This window comes from Exiguobacterium sp. SH1S21 (assembly GCF_004337175.1).
Classification (GTDB): Bacteria; Bacillota; Bacilli; order Exiguobacteriales; family Exiguobacteriaceae; genus Exiguobacterium; species Exiguobacterium aurantiacum_A.
The window spans coordinates 64,970-81,630 of record NZ_SJUY01000009.1 but is presented as its reverse complement, the minus strand read 5'-3'; the positions used below and the strand labels follow the sequence as shown (position 1 = coordinate 81,630).

Below are 16,661 nucleotides of genomic sequence, written 5' to 3'. Positions count from 1 at the left end.
CTACATTAAAAATAGTACGACCATGACGAGCGCATTGTTGAACGCGTGAATCGCGATCGGGACGATCAAGCGACGCGTCTTGGCGTAAGCGACCGTGAAGGCGAAGCTCATCGCCACATAGACAAGGATCTTGTTGTCGCCGTGGATGAGTGCGAACAAGAGTGAACTGACCGCAAACGCGATCCAAAACCCGAACCGGGCGCTCAAGTTCCCGAACAGGATGTGGCGGAACAAAATCTCTTCCATGATCGGTCCGAGCAAGACGACTGAGAGCGTCATGACTGGGACGAGACGGACGATATCAGCGATTTGCTCGGTGTTTTGTGACCCTACGAGATCACCTGATATCGCGGTCTCAATCAGATTGGCGACGATGACGAGCCCGTACTGCATCAAAATCCCGAGCCCGATCCATTTGACCGTGTCGTTTAAGTTCGACTGGATGCCTTGTTGCTTATACAGCTTCAAGTCCGGCCAAAGCAAGAAGAACGAGATGACGATCGTTAAACTGAAGCCGATTGCGAACCAAAGGCCGGTCGACGTCGGGGTGATCCACTCGGGACGGACTCCACTAATGAGCAGCGGGAAGAACTGCACGAACGCGTAGAGTAGAATCGGGATGATGTGCCGGATTCGAATGTTAGGCGCCATCGAAAACCGGGTATTTATCGATTGGTTTGAGTTTAATGTGGCCAATTCAACACTTCCTTATTCACTAGAGTTAAGCGTTCCTTTCAATCATTGTAACAAATAAGGTCTCTTGACCGCGAGTGGAAGCGTTTTTCGATGTTCCCGCTTGCATTTTTCATCGTCTCATACTAAACTAAACAGTGTTAGCACTCCATTTTGACGAGTGCTAAAACTTACGATACAACGATACATCATTCATATTCGGAGGAGGTTTTTTCAATGTTAAAACCACTAGGAGATCGCGTTATCATCGAAGTCGTGGAGAAAGAAGAAAAGACGATCGGAGGCATCGTGCTTCCTGACACGGCGAAAGAAAAGCCGCAACAAGGGAAGGTCCTCGCAGTCGGCACAGGCCGCGTGACAGACCAAGGCGAGCGGATCGCTCTCGACGTCAAAGAAAATGATTTGGTCATCTACTCGAAATACGCGGGTACCGAAGTGAAGCATGATGGAAAAGAATACTTAATCGTTCGTGAGAGCGACATTCTAGCAATCGTAGGCTAAGACTCACCATTTTTCAAAAATCTTTTTTAGGGGGAAATGAACAATGGCAAAAGAAATCAAATTCTCAGAAGACGCACGTCACGCGATGCTTCGAGGCGTCGACGCACTCGCTGACGCGGTAAAAGTAACGATCGGACCGAAAGGACGTAACGTCGTCCTCGAAAAGAAGTTCGGCTCACCACTCATCACGAATGACGGTGTGACGATCGCGAAAGAAATCGAACTTGAAGACCACTTCGAAAACATGGGCGCGAAGCTCGTCGCCGAAGTCGCGTCGAAGACGAACGAAGTCGCAGGGGACGGTACGACGACAGCGACAGTCCTCGCTCAAGCGATGATCCGTGAAGGTCTCAAGAACGTGACAGCGGGCGCGAACCCGATGATCCTTCGTAAAGGGATCGACAAAGCGGTCCGCCGTGCGCTCGAAGAACTAAAAGCCATCTCGAAACCAATCGAGTCAAAAGAAGCAATCGCGCAAGTCGCGGCCATTTCAGCAGCTGACGAAGAAGTCGGCGAGTTGATCGCAGAAGCGATGGAACGTGTCGGCAACGACGGCGTCATCACAATCGAAGAATCACGCGGCTTCACGACTGAACTCGATGTTGTTGAAGGTATGCAGTTCGACCGCGGATACTTATCACCATACATGATCTCAGACTCAGACAAGATGGAAGCGGTGCTCGACAACCCGTTCATCTTGATCACTGATAAGAAGATCTCGAACATCCAAGAGATCATCCCGGTGCTCGAGCAAGTCGTGCAACAAGGGAAACCGATTTTGATCGTCGCTGAAGACATCGAAGGCGATGCGCTCGCGACACTCGTCTTGAACAAGCTCCGTGGTACGTTCAACGCGGTCGCAGTCAAGGCACCAGGATTCGGCGACCGTCGTAAAGCGATGCTCGAAGACCTCGCGACGCTCACAGGCGGCCAAGTCATCACAGAAGACCTCGGTCTCGAGCTCAAGTCGGCGTCACTCCAACAGCTCGGACGCGCATCGAAAGTCGTCGTCACGAAAGACACGACAACGATCGTTGAAGGTGCTGGCGATGAAGCAACGATCAAATCGCGCGTTCAAACGATCCGTAACCAAATCGAAGAGACATCGTCTGACTTCGACCGTGAGAAGCTTCAAGAGCGTCTCGCGAAACTCGCAGGCGGCGTAGCCGTCGTCAAAGTTGGCGCAGCGACAGAAACAGAACTTAAAGAGCGCAAGCTTCGCATCGAAGACGCGCTCAATGCGACACGCGCAGCGGTCGAAGAAGGGATCGTCGCAGGTGGCGGTACAGCCTACATCAACGTCATCCCAGCGGTTCGCGCACTTCTTTCTGAAGTGACAGCGGATGAAGCGACAGGTGTCAAACTCGTCCTCCGTGCGCTTGAGTCACCGGTCCGTCAAATCGCGGAAAACGCAGGTGAAGAAGGTTCGGTCATCGTCGAGAAGCTCAAGAACGAGTCGGTCGGCATCGGCTACAACGCCGCGACTGGCGAGTACGTCGACATGATCGCATACGGTATCGTCGACCCGGCGAAAGTGACGCGCTCAGCGCTTCAAAACGCGGCATCAGTCTCAGCCATGTTCCTCACTACAGAAGCGGTCATCGCAGACAAGCCAGAACCAGCAGGCGCTGGTGGTGGCATGCCTGACATGGGCGGTATGGGTGGAATGGGCGGAATGATGTAAGTCATACGCCTGAACCTCTAAATTAGAGAGTTCGTGAATTATTGAAACACAAATGGCTAAGTTGGTTGTGTAAACAATCCAGTATAGCTTTTGAGAAAACCTCCAGTAAGTTCTATGAACTTACTGGAGGTTTTTTTTATTAACAATCGGTTTACTAGACATATCGAATTAAATCGATATAGGATAAAGACATGGATAACTTAAATGTTTTAGATATTTTTAAGGCGTTATCAAACGAAACTCGTCTTAATATTTTGAAATGGTTACGAGAACCTGAGAAAAACTTCCCTGCTCAGCAAGCCCATTTACCAAAGGAGGTTAGCATCAAAGGTGGCGTTTGTGTTGGGGATATTCAAGAAAAGGTGAACTTATCTCAATCGACCGTTTCTCATTACTTGTCTCTTATGCAAAAAGCGGGATTGTTAGAAGCTGTTCGCTATGGACAATGGACATATTACAGACGAAATGAAGAGACATTGGCGAAAATCTCAAAGTTTATTGAAGAAGAAATTTGAGAGCCTGATGTCTTTTTTTGACCGCTTATATCGACATTTCTAGATATACCTATATAAAAATAGAGGTGACACCAATGGATCGAACTTTGAATCAAGAAGGACTAAATACGAAACAAAAAGTATTGGCGTTCACGCTGACGTTATTGACGTTTGTCATGGGGACGAGTGAATTTGTAATTGTTGGTTTGTTGACGGAAGTATCTTTGGATTTAAATATTAGCTTAGCGACAGCAGGAACTCTTGTATCCGGTTTTGCGATTGCCTATGCAATCGGGACACCGGTGTTGACGGCGTTTGTTAGTCGTTTCCCAAAATATCCGTTAATGTTGACGTTGATTTCTATTTTTATCATTGGAAACATCATCAGTGCGTTATCCGCTACGTATGAACTATTAATCTTGTCTCGCATCCTTACGGCAGTAGTAAGTGGTGTTCTCGTTGCCTTATCGATGAGCATAGCCGGTGACATTATGCCGAAAAATAAGAAAGGATCAATCATCGCCTTAATTTTTGCGGGCTTTACAATTTCAAATGTGATCGGTGTCCCAATTGGCACATTGATCGGTCAACTTGGAAACTGGCAACTTACATTTTGGTTCACGACGTTGTTGGGTATAATCAGTTTGATTATGGCAATTTTGATTCTTCCAAAAAAAATGAAAGTAGAGAAAGGGTCCTTGAAAAATCAACTCGTGTTGTTGACGAATCCACGAATGTTATTGGCTTTCTTTATACCGACATTCTCGATTGCAGGGACATATACCATTTACACGTACATCACACCGATTTTAGAACAAGGTCTAGATATTCCGACAAGTTACGTGAGTATGATTTTACTAGCATATGGAGCGTTCTCGATTTTGAGTAATATTTTGGCAGGAAAGATTGCGAGTCGTAACGGAATCAGTAAGTTACGTTATGTATTTATTGTTCAAGCAATCATCTTGGGTTCACTTTACTTTACGATGAATTCAACTGTGGCTGGACTGATGAGTCTCATGTTGATGGCAATCATGATTTATGCCATGAATGCGACCGTTCAATTGTATTTAATGAACTTAGCGACAATTTATGCACCAGCAGCGAAAGATTTTGCTTCTTCGCTTACACCAGTAGCCGTTAATGTCGGAATCGCATTAGGTGCGACGATTGGCGGTTACGTAGTAGCAAGTGGTAATCTAATTCATCTTTCTTGGGTGGGCGGATTATGTGCATTGATTGCCTCTGGGTTAGCATTTGCTAGTTATCGACTTGACCGGAAAGATGCGCTGATAAGCACGAAAACGTCAAACGCATCATGATTTAAATGTTCTCAATGGAAAAAACAACCGCGAAGAAGTGACGTCACTTCTTCGCGGTTGTTTTTAGTCTGTCTGTTTCCGGTTATACATGACAATACTTCCGACAAATACGACGAGCGCCCAGGCGGCTAGTAGCGCAAGTTCTACCCAAATCGCGCCAAGTCCAGCTCCAGACTCAATCTGAAACGCAAGATCGATTAAGACGACGTTCGGTAAGTAGTCGAGAAGGCCGATGATCGCGAACCGGTCTTCGTACACCGACAACATCGGTGAAAACGAGAAGAAGAAAAACGCTGGCATGACGATGAGCGAGGCCTCCATGACTGTCTTTGTCATCAAGCCGAGTATCGTGCCAATCCCGATATAGAATAAGGTCGATACAATTAATGCGAGCGAGATGATGAACAGGTTCGCCGGCTTATACCCCATGATCCATGCACTGATGGCGACGAGGATGAGTGTCGTGATGAACGTCAACGCGCTCTTCCCGAGCAAGATGTCGAACGTGCTCGCCGGTGACAACATCAACCCGCGGAGCGTGTTTTTCTCTTTCTCTTCGGCAATCAACGCACACTGGACGAACGTCGCGACGAGGCTGAACGTGATGTTGATGACGAAGTACGTCACGTCGATGCCTTCTCCGCCGAGCTGTGAATAGAAGACGGCGAAGAACAGCGGCATGATCAACGTCGAGGACACGAATAAGTTCCGCGACAAGTCTTTATAGTCTTTCTGGAAAATGGCGAGTGCCCGTTTCATTGAAAATGTCATGATAATTTCCTCCCCGTCACTTCGATAAAGATATCCCCGAGCGTCGGCTCGTTCGAATGGATGGCCGCGATGTTTTGGTCGCGCATCTGTTCATGGAGCCAATCAGCCCCGTCTTTTCCTTGTTTCAAGTCAACCGTTTCCCCGTCATGCAGTTCGACGCGCATCGAGCCGTTCGCATATTTCCGGCGCAATTGTTTCGGGGCGTCGAGCAATTGGATTTCTCCTTGATGTAAGAAGGCGACGCGGTCGCACAGTTCTTCTGCCTCGTTCATGTCGTGCGTCGTCAAGAAGATGGTCGTCCCTTTTGCCTTCAACCGTTCGATTCCTTTATAAATATGACGAGAGTTGACCGGATCGAGCGCGGACGTCGGCTCGTCTAAAAATAACAGCTCCGGTTCATGTAGTAGCGCCCGAGCGAGAGTCACCCGTTGCAGCATCCCGCGCGATAAGTCGGAGATGCGTTTTTTGCGTTCTCCAGCCAAGTTCACCATCTGGAGCACTTCATCGATTCGTGTTCGTGGCTCGTCGTATAGGTCGCAATAGAGTTGCAGATTCTCTTCAATCGAGAGACGTGTGTAGAGGCCACTGTTATCGGTCAATACGCCGATCCGCTTCCGATACTGTTCTTGTTTTAACTCGGAGACCGGGACACCGAACACGGTCGCGTCACCTGACGTCTGGATGAGTTGTGACGTTAAGATTTTAATGGTCGTCGTCTTCCCGGATCCACTCGGTCCGAGAAAGCCGAACACCTCTCCTTTTTTAACGGAAAACGTCACGTCCTGTAGCGCCTCTTCATTACCGAATAACTTTTTTAGTTGGCTTACTGTGATGATGTCCTGCATAGTTGTTCCTCCTCGTCAGCATGTTTGTTGCTGCTTTCATCGTATGCTGATTTAGAGGGACATGCATTAAAATGGCCGTGAACAGCGCTTCTTTAAGGACGAACGGAGTATAGATTCCGATGAATGGAGACTATTTCAGTCCGATCATCGTCTTCAATTCGGCCATTTTCGTCTTCGAGAGCGGGATGGTCGTCTTCGCTGCATCATCGAGCACGAGGCTGAAACTGTTTTTCGTATACGTGATGACTTCACGCACCCGTTGAAGGTTGACGATATATGACCGGTGGCAGCGGAAGAAGCCGTACGGGGTCAACCGCGTCTCAAGCTCGTTCATCGTGAAGACGCTCGGGAACGGTTCGGACTGACTGTGCAATACGGATTGTCCGTCCTGGCTTTCGATGTAGTCGATTTCGGGTGGATCAAGCAAGACGATCTTCTCGTTCACTTTCGTCGGAATCTTTTCGAAACGGACGTGCATGATGTTAGGCGTGACATCTTCGTTCGCATCCGGTTCATCCGGTTCGACATCGAGTAGGCGCAAGTGTCGATGGTCGATGCGATAGATGGTCGATGTGACGAACAGGGCACTCTCCATATTGCTTGTCAGAAGCAGGATGGTTTTTTGTTGTTGCTTCAGGTGCATCAAGACGGTCGCGAATAAGTGCCGTGTCTCTTGGTCGACGTTCTGATCCGGTTCTTCGAGGACGTAGATGTCCCGATTATGTAGCAGCAGTGCCGCGTATTGCACGCGTCGGACGAGTGACAGGCTGAGCCGGTTCAATCGTTTGTTCCGGTATGGGGTGAGTTGGACGGTTTGCAGAATCGAGTCGACCGCTTCCGTCGATTCGTAGAGCGTGTGCGTGAAACGCAAATATTCCTCGACCGTCAACCGGTCGTATAACCCGTCACGGATGGAAAAGAGCGAAAGCGTAAGATGTTCTGTATCGATGGTCCCGGAGTAGTTCGCGTGCGTATCGGTCAATAGCGCGAACAATATTTCCCGGGAAGTGACGCCACAGTGGATGGCTGCAATTTCACCCGGATTGATGGTAAACGAGATATTTTCAAGGATGAGCGTGTCTTGTTTGCGAACAGAGACGTTGTCGAAAGTAAGCACCGAATCCCTCCCTTTTTAGTGGGATTATACCATTGATTCAAAGAAGACTTGAGTAACGAATTGGAATAAGACTATGCTAAACTGGAGATAATTTGAAATTAGATGAGGGTGGGCCAGTGACTATGATCGAAGTCGTTCCGTTAGCATTTGAAAAAAATAGTCTAGACGCGATTGACCGGACGGCTGACTATTTGAACTATCCGGTCATTTATATCTTGAACGGACAAAAAGAAGCGTACATCGGGGAAACGGTGCATTTTCAAAAACGCATGAAACAGCATCTGAAGCTGAAACAAGCTGACCGGAAGAATGTGGACCAAATCAATCTCGTGAAGCACGAGACGTTCAATCGATCGGCGACGTTCCATCTCGAGACGAAGCTGATCAACTACTTTTTAGGGGACGAGAAGTACACGTTACAAAACAAAAGCAAGACGGCGAGCGACTTCACGCACAACTATTACAATAAATCGTTCTATGACAATGAGTTGTTTCCTGAGTTATGGGGAGAGCTACATAAGAATGGGCTCGTCGAAAACGACTTGCACGCCATCGAGAACAAAGACATCTTCAAATTGTCTCCGTTCAAAGAACTATCTGTTGAGCAGATGGACTTAAAAGAGCGCGTGCTCGAATTTTGTGAGGGGCGGATTACGGAGTCGAAGCCTGAAGATATGTATGGAGACTTGTACGTTATTGAAGGAGAGGCAGGCGTCGGCAAAAGTGTAGTACTCAGTTCCATCTTCAATACCATTCAGGCACGGACGAATGAGGCGGGTTCGAAGCTGTATCAGACGGAGAACTATCTGGTTGTCAATCATGAGGAGATGCTGAAGACGTATAAAGGGATCGCCAAACAAGTCAAACACTTGAAGGCTGTCAATTTCGTCAAACCGACACCGCTCCTCAACAAGCTACAAGATAAAAAAGTGGATATTATCTTGGTCGACGAGGCGCACCTCCTGTTGACGAAATCAGATGCGTACAACAACTTTCGGGCAGAGAATCACCTCGAGGAGTTGATGAAACGTGCGAAGATTGTCATTGTCATCTTTGACCAACATCAAGTGCTGAAGTTGAAAAGTAAGTGGAATCAAGGTTTACTAGCTGCATTCAAACAGAAAGCAAAGTATGCGGAGACATATCAGCTGACGAATCAATTCCGGATGCAAGCGAGTGAAGAAGTCATCGATTGGATTAACGCCTTCAAAGACAAGCGCATCCAGGCATTCCCGGAGTCAAACGATTATGAGTTACGCGTGTTTGACACGTTAGAACAGATGCATCAGTTGATCGTGCAAAGAGATAAGCAGCATGGACTCAGCCGGGTCGTGTCGACGTTTGATTATCTTCATAAGAAGGACGGCGAGACCTATTATGTCTATGAGTCGAATGGGGAATATAAATTGCCTTGGAACACGACGGGCGGAAAAACGACGTGGGCCGAGAAGTCGGAGACGATTGCCGAAGCTGGATCAATCTATACAATCCAAGGTTTTGATTTGAACTATGTCGGGGTCGTCTTAGGTCCGTCGGTAACATACGATGAGACGAAGGATTGCCTGGTGATCGACACGAATCTTTATAAAGATACGGGGGCATACGCCGGGATTGACGGAGTCGAGAACGTCGAATTGGCGAAAGAACAAATCGTGTTGAACTCAATCAATATCTTGATGAAACGAGGCGTTCAAGGACTCTATTTATATGCGAGTAATCAAGCATTGAGAGACAAATTGTTACATATTCAAAAGAAGCGTATTCAAAGATGAATCATCATTTTTTCCACCAAGCCTTCAATCGCGAAGGCTTTTTCTTGTTTTCCAATAACGGAGTTAATTGCTTTGCCATCGCATCCGCGATTTGTTTACCGGTTCGGGAGGCAGATTGATTGTCCCAAACCGTTTGAATCGAGAATCCAACGAACTGTTCAAGTAACTCGCTATTTAACGTTAAGCTGTTCCCGCCACTTTGCACGAGTACACCACCAGGTAAAAACGTCTTAGCCTCTGTCCGATCGTGATGTGTTTTAAATGCAGATTCGTATACAATAACTTCATTTTCATTTTTTGGGTTGATGCAGATGTGATCAGCCTTCGACATGAGTGTCATCGCCCATAGTGTCTTTCCTCTGTGATTGACGATATCGTAATTTGTAAGGAATCCATTTTCGGTCGCATATGTTTTCAGCTCAGGAGATAGTGTGAATAGTACTTCTTTTGATAGCGCCAAATAGTCCGCCTTGAGTCGCTCGATATCATCTAGTGAAATTCGATCGAGACGTTTTGCCAACATATCTAGAAAAAATAGCGGGAACAGTGGATCAAGGTTGTTCATAAGTTGGTACACGTCAAACGGTTGGTCTTTCGATTCGCGATATTTAGAATCGATTGGGATCATTAAGATGCGACGAAGGAGTTGGGGTTTGGCGAGTGCTCCTGAAATATTTAAAGTGGTGATTAAAATCGGAAAGATTCCTGTACGATCGTTCGACCAAGACTTTACATTGTTTTCACCGCTCGTAGTTGTAAAAAAATTGTTCGGTACTTCATCAATGATGAGTGGGTTAACCCAGTCAGAGTGGAGATAGCCGTCAATGTAGTCGTTAGCAATCCGAGAACTCGTTTTCTTTCCTTTTGGGGCATTCTTTAACATGGAAAAGGTGGGGAGAGAAGGATAGTCATATAGGGTCGAAAAGTACTCACGCACGAGCGTCGTTTTTCCTGTTTGTCCATCACCGACAATATTCATCACGACAGGAACATCTTCTTTTGGGAGATGATGTTCCGTGTAGATTTCACGGATTTTCCAAATGAGCGGAGAGGTCAACAAATACACGATTCCAGTGAAAACTTGATGACGCTCATCACTGAATTTATTTTGATCATAGCTTTCAATCATATCGATAATTCCTTCAGCGGAGGGGAGTTCTTCGTCTCGAACTAAATCTTGCAAGTAGTCTTCACCGATGATGAAATCATGCACGTCAAAATCGAATTGCCACGGAGATTGTTTCGATACGTCATAACTTGATAATCGTTCATCGACTGCAAGATGAACTTGTTTTCGAATTTCTTCGACTTTAGTTTTTTTGCGTCGTCCTGTTTTTGTTAAAACGAGCGGTAAGAAGGATGGCGCTGCTTTTTCTTCAAAGACGGTATCTACTTTTTGAGAGTGATGTTTTTCAATTTCTGGTTTTGCTTCTTGGACGAGTGTTTGCGGGACTGTGACATCCGTTATAAACGACTCGATTACTTCTTCGGGATTGTTTAACACTGAATCTAGTGAAGAAGGATCGATGTAATCAATCGTGTCTTTTTTGATTTCTGACCACATCTGATCCATCTGCTGATAAAACGGATCACTTGTATGACCCGTCCAAATAAAGAGCATCTCATGGTTTCTCCCTTGAAGCGCAGAAATTGTTAAATTGGCACTGCCGGATAAAATTTTATAATGATTGTTTTTTTCTAAAATATAGGTCTTATGATGAATTGGAATGGAGTGAGCCAGAAATATTTCTAAACGCTCATCAAATAGCGCATTGAACGTCTCTGGTGTTAGTAAGCGAATATCTTCAACACGTTTTAAAATATCGAGGAGGTGGTTGATAAGTTGAAAAGAGGTTCCTGGGAATCCATGAATGATTTGAACCTTTTCAAAGGACGCCATTAAATCGTTGATAATCTCGAATGAAGTAACATAAGTGATGGCACGAAATGAGTCGTATCCGCGAATTTCGTCTTCAAACGTTGTCTCAATAAATCGTTCCTCGTCTGTATTATAGTAACGAATCATTGTTTTCACCTCCGTATGTAAATATTCCCGATTCTAACTCATGACAGTCCTAGGATGAAGAGGAATGCATAAGAGCTGCTTTTTGTTTACCTCCCGTCTTCGTACATAAGATAATAAAGAAAAGGTTGATAGGGGAGAGAAAACACATGGAAATTGAACAAGTCCTGCGATTTCAGCATCGGAACGACTTTCGAAAATGGCTTGAAGCACATCAAGACGAACAATCGTTTTGCTGGGTCATCCTTAGTCGGAAGGGGAGCAGCGATGGACTATTATATTTAGACGCCGTGGAAGAAGCGTTATGTTTCGGGTGGATTGATGGGATTGCTAAAAAAACAGAGGAAGATAAATTAGCGCAACGGTTTTCGCCAAGAAGGAAGAAAAGTAATTGGACAGAACTGAACAAAGAACGTGTCCGCAGGCTCCAACGATTGGGGTTGATGACAGAGAGCGGAATGCGTGTTCTGCCTGATATGCGGAACGAATCATTTGTCATTGATGAAGAAATAATCGAACGCTTGAAAGAGGACATGCAAGTGTATGAACACTTCATGGGATTCCCTGAGTTATACCGCCGCATCCGCATCGATACGATACAAAGTGTTCGCCAAGACCGCGATTTGTATGTGAAACGGCTTGATAAGTTTATCGAGAAGACAAAAGCCAACGAGATGTATGGGCAGTGGAATGATGGGGGGCGTCTACTCGGTGATTAAGCTACTTGGATTGATTTTGTCGTTTGTTCTCGCCTGTTGGGCAATTCAATATGAGGTTCATGACAAAGGATTGGGGTTTCATCGATACGTGCCATTATTCACTGTTTTACCAGCGTGTTTCTATATGGAGTTGATTTAAGAGAGAGGTTGAGAAAAACACCATAACGATGAACGAAAGCCGAATTCAGATATGCTCTTCGCATTTTATACGGTCACTGTGACAATGCGGAACTTCTCAGGTGTTTATTCGTAAAAGAAGATAGAGAAGGAGGGGGAGTATGGTACCACGTTGCACGAATTGTCACTACGAGTGGAAAATTAAAGAAGTGCTGTCACTTGGGTTTTCAAAAGATGGAAAAGCCTGTCCGAACTGTGGTCAACGACAATACATTTCTAATGAGACACAAAAGTTGTTTACGTTGGGGTATATTAGCCTCTTATTTGTTCCGTTTCTTTTTTTCCGGATCAAGTTAAGCGATCAAAATGACCTTTTTCCATAAGGATTGAATCAACAGACCCCTAATAATCAGGTATGAAGATTTATTTTTGAGTTTTCTTACAATACAAAACAAGGACGTGGATAAATGAACGAAGTACAACGATTGATGAATAAAGTGATTGAATTCCGTGACGAGCGCGATTGGGCATTCCACCATAACCCGAAAGACTTGGCGTTATCGTTGTCGCTTGAGGCGAGCGAACTGTTGGAGTTGTTCCAATGGGTGTCGAGCGAAGAAGCGCTCGAGACGAAACACGTCGAAATGAAAGAAGAGCTCGCGGATATCCTCATTTACGCGCTGACGTTTGCCCATGCGGCAGGAATTGATGTGTCCCAGGCGATTGAAGAGAAGCTCGAGAAAAACGCGATGAAATATCCAGCTCCGCAGGAAAAGGCATAAATGAAAAAAGCAGTACGGCCCGTTACAAGGCCTGTACTGCTTTCGTCTGAATCATCGCGATGACCTCATCCGTCGTTTGGATGGTCGCGAACTCCTCGTTCAAATTGGCGAGGGAGACGTCATGAATGACGTCCGCTCGAATCAAGGAGCCGCTTATTGAACGACGGTCAAACGTCGCCGTCGCGTCGGATACGACAATCGGTCCGAAACCGAGATTGCCGGCCATACGGGCAGTCGTCTCGACACAGTGGTTCGTGATCAATCCAGTGACGATGATGGATTTCGCTTGATATGCTTCGAGAAGCTCTTCCAGATTCGTGCCGATAAAGGCGCTGTTGACCTGCTTGGTGAGGATGGTGTCCTGTGCGCGTGGACGAATGAAGTCTTGGAACAAATGGCCGTCCTTCTGAAAGTAAAATAACGATTCAGGCACTTGTGAGACGTGTTGGATGTAGATAATCGGCTGATCGGTTTCCTCCCAAGTCGTGATGAGTCGTGCGATGTTGTCTTCACACATCGGATTGTTCCGATTGCCCCAACTCGGGTCGCGGAACGCTCGTTGGACGTCGATAATCAATAATGGTACGACTGTATTTTGCTTCATGTCTGTTTCCCCCTCTTCAATGTTATCTTAAGTGTAGCGGGGAGGAAGGTTTGATTACATAGAATATAAACGGAGTTATGCGTGTGATTCCTTAAAATGAACGGAAGTTTGGAGATACAACTTATAATTTGAAAGGGGGGCGGGAAATGGATGAAATCGATCGACATATCGTCAGCTTGATGCAGGAGAACGCGCGGATTTCTGTCACGGAGTTAGGGAAGCGGATTGGATTATCAACACCTGCTGCCAATGAACGATTGAAGCGCCTCGAAGAACGCGAGGTCATCACAGGGTATCGTGCCGTGATTAATCCTGAAAAGTTAGGAAAGCATGTGACGGCCTTCATTTTGTACGATACGACACGGTGTGAGGCATTCCGTGAGTTTTGCCGGCAACAACCGAGCGTGATGGAATGTCATCGTCTCGCCGGACAGTACAGCTACTTGGTCAAAGTTGTGACGGAGAACGTACGCACGCTCGAGACGTTCATCGATGAATCGATGGCGTACGGACAACCATCGTCACTCATCAATCTGTCATCGCCGGTATCGTTTAAACCGATTGAGTGAATAGCACATATCGATTTAGAAATCTTGTGCGATGAAAAGGGGAAAAGAGTGAATGACCCAACGCGAACGGTTTGATCACTTATACGAAGCAGGGAAACGTTCCACTCGCCAAGCGTTCCTTCTTGGATTGTTCATCGTCTTACTCGGCCTTATATTTTGGTTCACCGGCGAGCGTCGACTCGCTGAACTAATTTGGTTCGTCTTGTTCATTCCAGCCATTGGGTTCGTCAAAATATGGTCACGGACGAAGACGTTGCTCACGTTCAACGATGCCCCCGACTATCGGCGCCTCGTCTGGTATGAATATTGGAACGGGATGGTCGTGATTTTGATTTTTTGTATATTGATTGTGATGTTGCTGTTACGTCCGGAACAAGCGAATATTTTGATTCTCGTGGTGGCATTCAACTTATTTGCGTGGATGGCTTCTTCTAAAATTGATCAAAAGCTCGCTAACATCGACCCTGAGCATGTCACTCATAAAGTATATGAATGCGGTAAAGTCGGTTTCTATACTAAATGAAGGCAGTCAAAAAGGAGTAGCGCGCGCTACTCCTTTTCGTTTACCCAGTCGACTAGTTGTTTTGCTTCAACGAGTGTCATGTTGTATGTCTCGCGCAAATACTTGATTGCCGGAATGATGCCATCCGTGTCTATTTTTTCTTTCAACGTTGCAACCAACGCATCGTCTTGTAGGAGAGGATCATTCTGAATTTGCTTTCGCCGTAGTGCACGTACATCTTTTGCTTGCTCAGCAATGATATTGAGCAAGAAGGCGTTCAAAAGCAACGAGGCAGTCAACATGATAGTGGTCCAATCCATTCAAACACTCCTTTCGATTTAATCATCGATGATATCGAAACTGTAAGCATTGGTGAACGGATTATGAATAATCAATTCATAGCTTAGATGTTGTTCGTCCGCTTTGTCGACCAGCAGATTGATCTCCGACATGTTAAATACGCGTTGGCAGGCAATCGTCGAAAATAGCACCACACCGACGATGATGGCTGTGACGACGAGACGTTTCGTCCAAATTGTGAATGATGTCGACATTAAGGACGCACCTCTATTTTTTCTTCGATTCGCTCGAGGCGCTCCACTAAGACGTCGAATTGTTGTTGCTGATGAGCTGCAGCTTGACGTTCAAGCTCGAGTCGCGCGTCTGCTCGCTTCTCATAGCGACCCATGAATCGAAAGATCAACACGATGACGGTGATGATTAACGCGGGTGGGACAAGCATCGAAAATAAACTAAAAAGTGACATAAGTAAGATATCCATTCTGTTTCCTCCTTACCAAAGTAATCCAAAACCAGCATATGTCATCGCGAGTATTTAAACACACAATTATATAAAGTAAAATCTACCCCCACCACATGGCCACCACAAAAATCGACCAGATAACAGCAATGGGTGCTATTATGAACAACGCCATGATAAGTTCCCGAAAGTATGTATAAGTCGAGTTTTGGTGCTTAAATAATCGAGGTATTAAAAAGACGCTTACCAAATATAATAGCCATCCCAAAATGGTCAATCCCGTTAAATAATAAATCGGATGAATCCCAACAACGTGCTCGCTTAAAAAGTAGGCAATCCCTTGTCCAAAAATACATAAGATCGTTGCCGTCAAAAGACTAGTAACCAAAATTCCGTAAAATTTCCCCATTTAATTTGCTCTTTTATTACTTATCAGCTTATTTTTTACTTGATACACTAAAAAGTCTAGAGTCAGACCATATAACAATCCGACTGCAACTCGGAGGATATAACCCGTCCACAAAATTTCAAGAGTCGATTCATCCATTATAAAGCTCCGAAATGTTTCACTATAGACCATGTGATATAGAATTGGATCTAATCCGAAAAAAAAGAACAAGAGGCCTTTATCATCTTGGTTAGTAAAGTTTAGGTAGGAGACAATCAGAGAGACAAGGACAAACCAAAAACTAAATGTTTTAATAATTTTCATAAATAGTTCCTTTCTGAGCTCTCATTTGTATGTAATCTAGATTTAGCTCGTTTTCTAGATGGTTCTAATAAGATTTTGCTTTGTTATAAAACGTCAACAAACAACACAACGTTAAGTGGATTGTTCAGAAACACCAATGACGTTTCACTTTTTTTCTAAATATTTCAGATGAAGCATGGCTTCCTCCAACTCAAAGGAACTGAACCACCGGTAATTTGAATCATCAATAATTCGAAAATGTTGGGTCACAACATTTTGTTGGAGTCTAAACTCTTTTCGTCTTTCTACTTCTTTCCACCAAATCTTCCCACCCAATGTCTTCATGACAGGTTCCTCGATATGATTAAATGTAACTAGCCTTACAACTTCCAAGCTATCTTCCCCTAGACCATTTTGTAAGATTTCACTTTGTTCAAAGAAGGCTACACATGTGACAACAACGTTCCAACTGGCTACCGCTCTTCCTTTTTCAATTTGAATCAATGTTTTTTTTGAAATACCCAAAATTTTAGACATTTCTTCTTGTGAAAACTCTTTCTCTAAGCGGATTAACCTTATTCTTTGCGACACAATATCAATCAGTTCTTCCTGGTTCATTCAAACACCTCAACTTTCGTACGAGTGTAATATTACACTATAAATGTAATTGGGGCAATAGAGACATAAATAGATAG

At 45.2% G+C, this 16,661-nt stretch carries 20 protein-coding genes; 10 read left to right on the top strand and 10 right to left on the bottom strand.

All coding sequences use genetic code 11. The annotated features are described in order from the left end of the window. The gene (locus tag EVJ24_RS12545; RefSeq protein ID WP_071399011.1) at positions 1 to 651 is read right to left on the bottom strand and encodes a CPBP family intramembrane glutamic endopeptidase; all 651 of its coding nucleotides are present in this window, start codon (positions 649 to 651) and stop codon (positions 1 to 3) included. 258 nt (positions 652 to 909) lie between these two features. On the opposite strand from EVJ24_RS12545, the gene groES reads away from it, so the two are divergent. From groES to EVJ24_RS12525, 4 genes are all read left to right on the top strand, one after another. Next, the gene (gene groES / locus EVJ24_RS12540) at positions 910 to 1,194 is read left to right on the top strand and encodes a co-chaperone GroES (protein ID WP_016510840.1); all 285 of its coding nucleotides are present in this window, start codon (positions 910 to 912) and stop codon (positions 1,192 to 1,194) included. Between the two features lie 43 nt (positions 1,195 to 1,237). Further along, positions 1,238 to 2,878 carry a chaperonin GroEL gene (gene groL / locus EVJ24_RS12535; protein ID WP_131441534.1) on the top strand — a complete coding sequence of 547 codons (1,641 nt, stop codon included), beginning with the start codon at positions 1,238 to 1,240 and terminating at the stop codon, positions 2,876 to 2,878. A 191-nt stretch (positions 2,879 to 3,069) separates the two neighbouring features. Further along, positions 3,070 to 3,393, top strand: a complete 324-nt coding sequence (locus EVJ24_RS12530) for an ArsR/SmtB family transcription factor (protein WP_021065363.1) — start codon at positions 3,070 to 3,072, stop codon at positions 3,391 to 3,393. Positions 3,394 to 3,467: 74 nt separating this feature from the next. After that, entirely contained in the window at positions 3,468 to 4,694 is a 1,227-nt protein-coding gene (locus EVJ24_RS12525) for an MFS transporter (protein WP_131441533.1), read from the top strand. Between the two features lie 63 nt (positions 4,695 to 4,757). On the opposite strand, the gene EVJ24_RS12520 is transcribed toward EVJ24_RS12525, so the two are convergent. From EVJ24_RS12520 to EVJ24_RS12510, 3 genes are all read right to left on the bottom strand, one after another. Beyond that, positions 4,758 to 5,465 carry an ABC transporter permease gene (locus tag EVJ24_RS12520; RefSeq protein WP_071399006.1) on the bottom strand — a complete coding sequence of 236 codons (708 nt, stop codon included), beginning with the start codon at positions 5,463 to 5,465 and terminating at the stop codon, positions 4,758 to 4,760. Further along, complete coding sequence (locus tag EVJ24_RS12515; protein ID WP_071399005.1) at positions 5,462 to 6,310, bottom strand: ABC transporter ATP-binding protein; 849 nt, start codon at positions 6,308 to 6,310, stop codon at positions 5,462 to 5,464. The genes EVJ24_RS12520 and EVJ24_RS12515 overlap by 4 nt, the downstream gene beginning before the upstream one ends. 130 nt (positions 6,311 to 6,440) lie before the next feature. After that, a complete protein-coding gene (locus EVJ24_RS12510; RefSeq protein ID WP_131441532.1) occupies positions 6,441 to 7,427 on the bottom strand; it encodes a LytTR family transcriptional regulator DNA-binding domain-containing protein in 987 nt (328 codons plus the stop codon). Between the two features lie 122 nt (positions 7,428 to 7,549). Here EVJ24_RS12510 and EVJ24_RS12505 point away from each other — a divergent pair, with 122 nt between their 5' ends. Next, a complete protein-coding gene (locus tag EVJ24_RS12505) occupies positions 7,550 to 9,199 on the top strand; it encodes a DUF2075 domain-containing protein (RefSeq protein ID WP_131441560.1) in 1,650 nt (549 codons plus the stop codon). 4 nt (positions 9,200 to 9,203) lie between these two features. Here EVJ24_RS12505 and EVJ24_RS12500 read toward each other — a convergent pair whose 3' ends face one another. After that, positions 9,204 to 11,225: a phospholipase D family protein gene (locus tag EVJ24_RS12500; RefSeq protein ID WP_131441531.1), complete on the bottom strand. Its 2,022-nt coding sequence runs from the start codon at positions 11,223 to 11,225 to the stop codon at positions 9,204 to 9,206. Positions 11,226 to 11,371: 146 nt separating this feature from the next. On the opposite strand from EVJ24_RS12500, the gene EVJ24_RS12495 reads away from it, so the two are divergent. The 3 genes from EVJ24_RS12495 (at position 11,372) to EVJ24_RS12485 (ending at position 12,840) form a co-directional block, all read left to right on the top strand. Further along, positions 11,372 to 11,941, top strand: a complete 570-nt coding sequence (locus tag EVJ24_RS12495) for a YdeI/OmpD-associated family protein (RefSeq protein WP_131441530.1) — start codon at positions 11,372 to 11,374, stop codon at positions 11,939 to 11,941. 278 nt (positions 11,942 to 12,219) lie between these two features. Further along, on the top strand, positions 12,220 to 12,441 hold the full coding sequence (locus EVJ24_RS12490; protein ID WP_131441529.1) for a TIGR04104 family putative zinc finger protein: 222 nt from the start codon (positions 12,220 to 12,222) through the stop codon (positions 12,439 to 12,441). 84 nt (positions 12,442 to 12,525) lie between these two features. Beyond that, complete coding sequence (locus EVJ24_RS12485; protein ID WP_131441528.1) at positions 12,526 to 12,840, top strand: nucleotide pyrophosphohydrolase; 315 nt, start codon at positions 12,526 to 12,528, stop codon at positions 12,838 to 12,840. Positions 12,841 to 12,862: 22 nt separating this feature from the next. Here EVJ24_RS12485 and EVJ24_RS12480 read toward each other — a convergent pair whose 3' ends face one another. After that, positions 12,863 to 13,444 carry a cysteine hydrolase family protein gene (locus EVJ24_RS12480; protein ID WP_131441527.1) on the bottom strand — a complete coding sequence of 194 codons (582 nt, stop codon included), beginning with the start codon at positions 13,442 to 13,444 and terminating at the stop codon, positions 12,863 to 12,865. A 146-nt stretch (positions 13,445 to 13,590) separates the two neighbouring features. On the opposite strand from EVJ24_RS12480, the gene EVJ24_RS12475 reads away from it, so the two are divergent. Both EVJ24_RS12475 and EVJ24_RS12470 read left to right on the top strand, forming a co-directional pair. Further along, on the top strand, positions 13,591 to 14,013 hold the full coding sequence (locus EVJ24_RS12475) for an Lrp/AsnC family transcriptional regulator (RefSeq protein WP_131441526.1): 423 nt from the start codon (positions 13,591 to 13,593) through the stop codon (positions 14,011 to 14,013). Between the two features lie 52 nt (positions 14,014 to 14,065). Then, positions 14,066 to 14,536, top strand: coding sequence for a hypothetical protein (locus EVJ24_RS12470; RefSeq protein WP_131441525.1), 471 nt, complete (start codon positions 14,066 to 14,068; stop codon positions 14,534 to 14,536). Positions 14,537 to 14,562: 26 nt separating this feature from the next. Here EVJ24_RS12470 and EVJ24_RS12465 read toward each other — a convergent pair whose 3' ends face one another. The 4 genes from EVJ24_RS12465 to EVJ24_RS12445 all read right to left on the bottom strand — a co-directional run bounded on the left by EVJ24_RS12465 (position 14,563) and on the right by EVJ24_RS12445 (position 16,584). Further along, positions 14,563 to 14,835: a hypothetical protein gene (locus tag EVJ24_RS12465; protein WP_131441524.1), complete on the bottom strand. Its 273-nt coding sequence runs from the start codon at positions 14,833 to 14,835 to the stop codon at positions 14,563 to 14,565. Between the two features lie 18 nt (positions 14,836 to 14,853). Continuing rightward, a complete protein-coding gene (locus tag EVJ24_RS12460) occupies positions 14,854 to 15,069 on the bottom strand; it encodes a hypothetical protein (RefSeq protein ID WP_131441523.1) in 216 nt (71 codons plus the stop codon). Next, positions 15,069 to 15,296 carry a hypothetical protein gene (locus tag EVJ24_RS12455; protein ID WP_131441522.1) on the bottom strand — a complete coding sequence of 76 codons (228 nt, stop codon included), beginning with the start codon at positions 15,294 to 15,296 and terminating at the stop codon, positions 15,069 to 15,071. Before EVJ24_RS12455 ends, EVJ24_RS12460 begins: the two co-directional genes overlap by 1 nt. Positions 15,297 to 16,131: 835 nt before the next feature. Next, the gene (locus tag EVJ24_RS12445; protein WP_071398992.1) at positions 16,132 to 16,584 is read right to left on the bottom strand and encodes a helix-turn-helix domain-containing protein; all 453 of its coding nucleotides are present in this window, start codon (positions 16,582 to 16,584) and stop codon (positions 16,132 to 16,134) included. Between the last annotated feature and the right edge of the window lie 77 nt (positions 16,585 to 16,661).

Bases quoted from the DNA above. Each gene is read 5' to 3' on its own strand.
- EVJ24_RS12490 (WP_131441529.1), top strand. From the start codon at position 12,220: ATGGTACCACGTTGCACGAATTGTCACTACGAGTGGAAAATTAAAGAA.
- EVJ24_RS12525 (WP_131441533.1), top strand. From the start codon at position 3,468: ATGGATCGAACTTTGAATCAAGAAGGACTAAATACGAAACAAAAAGTA.
- EVJ24_RS12475 (WP_131441526.1), top strand. From the start codon at position 13,591: ATGGATGAAATCGATCGACATATCGTCAGCTTGATGCAGGAGAACGCG.
- EVJ24_RS12485 (WP_131441528.1), top strand. From the start codon at position 12,526: ATGAACGAAGTACAACGATTGATGAATAAAGTGATTGAATTCCGTGAC.
- EVJ24_RS12515 (WP_071399005.1), bottom strand. From the start codon at position 6,310: ATGCAGGACATCATCACAGTAAGCCAACTAAAAAAGTTATTCGGTAAT.
- EVJ24_RS12500 (WP_131441531.1), bottom strand. From the start codon at position 11,225: ATGATTCGTTACTATAATACAGACGAGGAACGATTTATTGAGACAACG.
- EVJ24_RS12460 (WP_131441523.1), bottom strand. From the start codon at position 15,069: ATGTCGACATCATTCACAATTTGGACGAAACGTCTCGTCGTCACAGCC.
- EVJ24_RS12480 (WP_131441527.1), bottom strand. From the start codon at position 13,444: ATGAAGCAAAATACAGTCGTACCATTATTGATTATCGACGTCCAACGA.
- EVJ24_RS12520 (WP_071399006.1), bottom strand. From the start codon at position 5,465: ATGACATTTTCAATGAAACGGGCACTCGCCATTTTCCAGAAAGACTAT.
- EVJ24_RS12495 (WP_131441530.1), top strand. From the start codon at position 11,372: ATGGAAATTGAACAAGTCCTGCGATTTCAGCATCGGAACGACTTTCGA.
- EVJ24_RS12465 (WP_131441524.1), bottom strand. From the start codon at position 14,835: ATGGATTGGACCACTATCATGTTGACTGCCTCGTTGCTTTTGAACGCC.
- EVJ24_RS12505 (WP_131441560.1), top strand. From the start codon at position 7,550: ATGATCGAAGTCGTTCCGTTAGCATTTGAAAAAAATAGTCTAGACGCG.
- EVJ24_RS12455 (WP_131441522.1), bottom strand. From the start codon at position 15,296: ATGGATATCTTACTTATGTCACTTTTTAGTTTATTTTCGATGCTTGTC.
- EVJ24_RS12530 (WP_021065363.1), top strand. From the start codon at position 3,070: ATGGATAACTTAAATGTTTTAGATATTTTTAAGGCGTTATCAAACGAA.
- EVJ24_RS12470 (WP_131441525.1), top strand. From the start codon at position 14,066: ATGACCCAACGCGAACGGTTTGATCACTTATACGAAGCAGGGAAACGT.
- groES (WP_016510840.1), top strand. From the start codon at position 910: ATGTTAAAACCACTAGGAGATCGCGTTATCATCGAAGTCGTGGAGAAA.
- EVJ24_RS12545 (WP_071399011.1), bottom strand. From the start codon at position 651: ATGGCGCCTAACATTCGAATCCGGCACATCATCCCGATTCTACTCTAC.
- EVJ24_RS12445 (WP_071398992.1), bottom strand. From the start codon at position 16,584: ATGAACCAGGAAGAACTGATTGATATTGTGTCGCAAAGAATAAGGTTA.
- groL (WP_131441534.1), top strand. From the start codon at position 1,238: ATGGCAAAAGAAATCAAATTCTCAGAAGACGCACGTCACGCGATGCTT.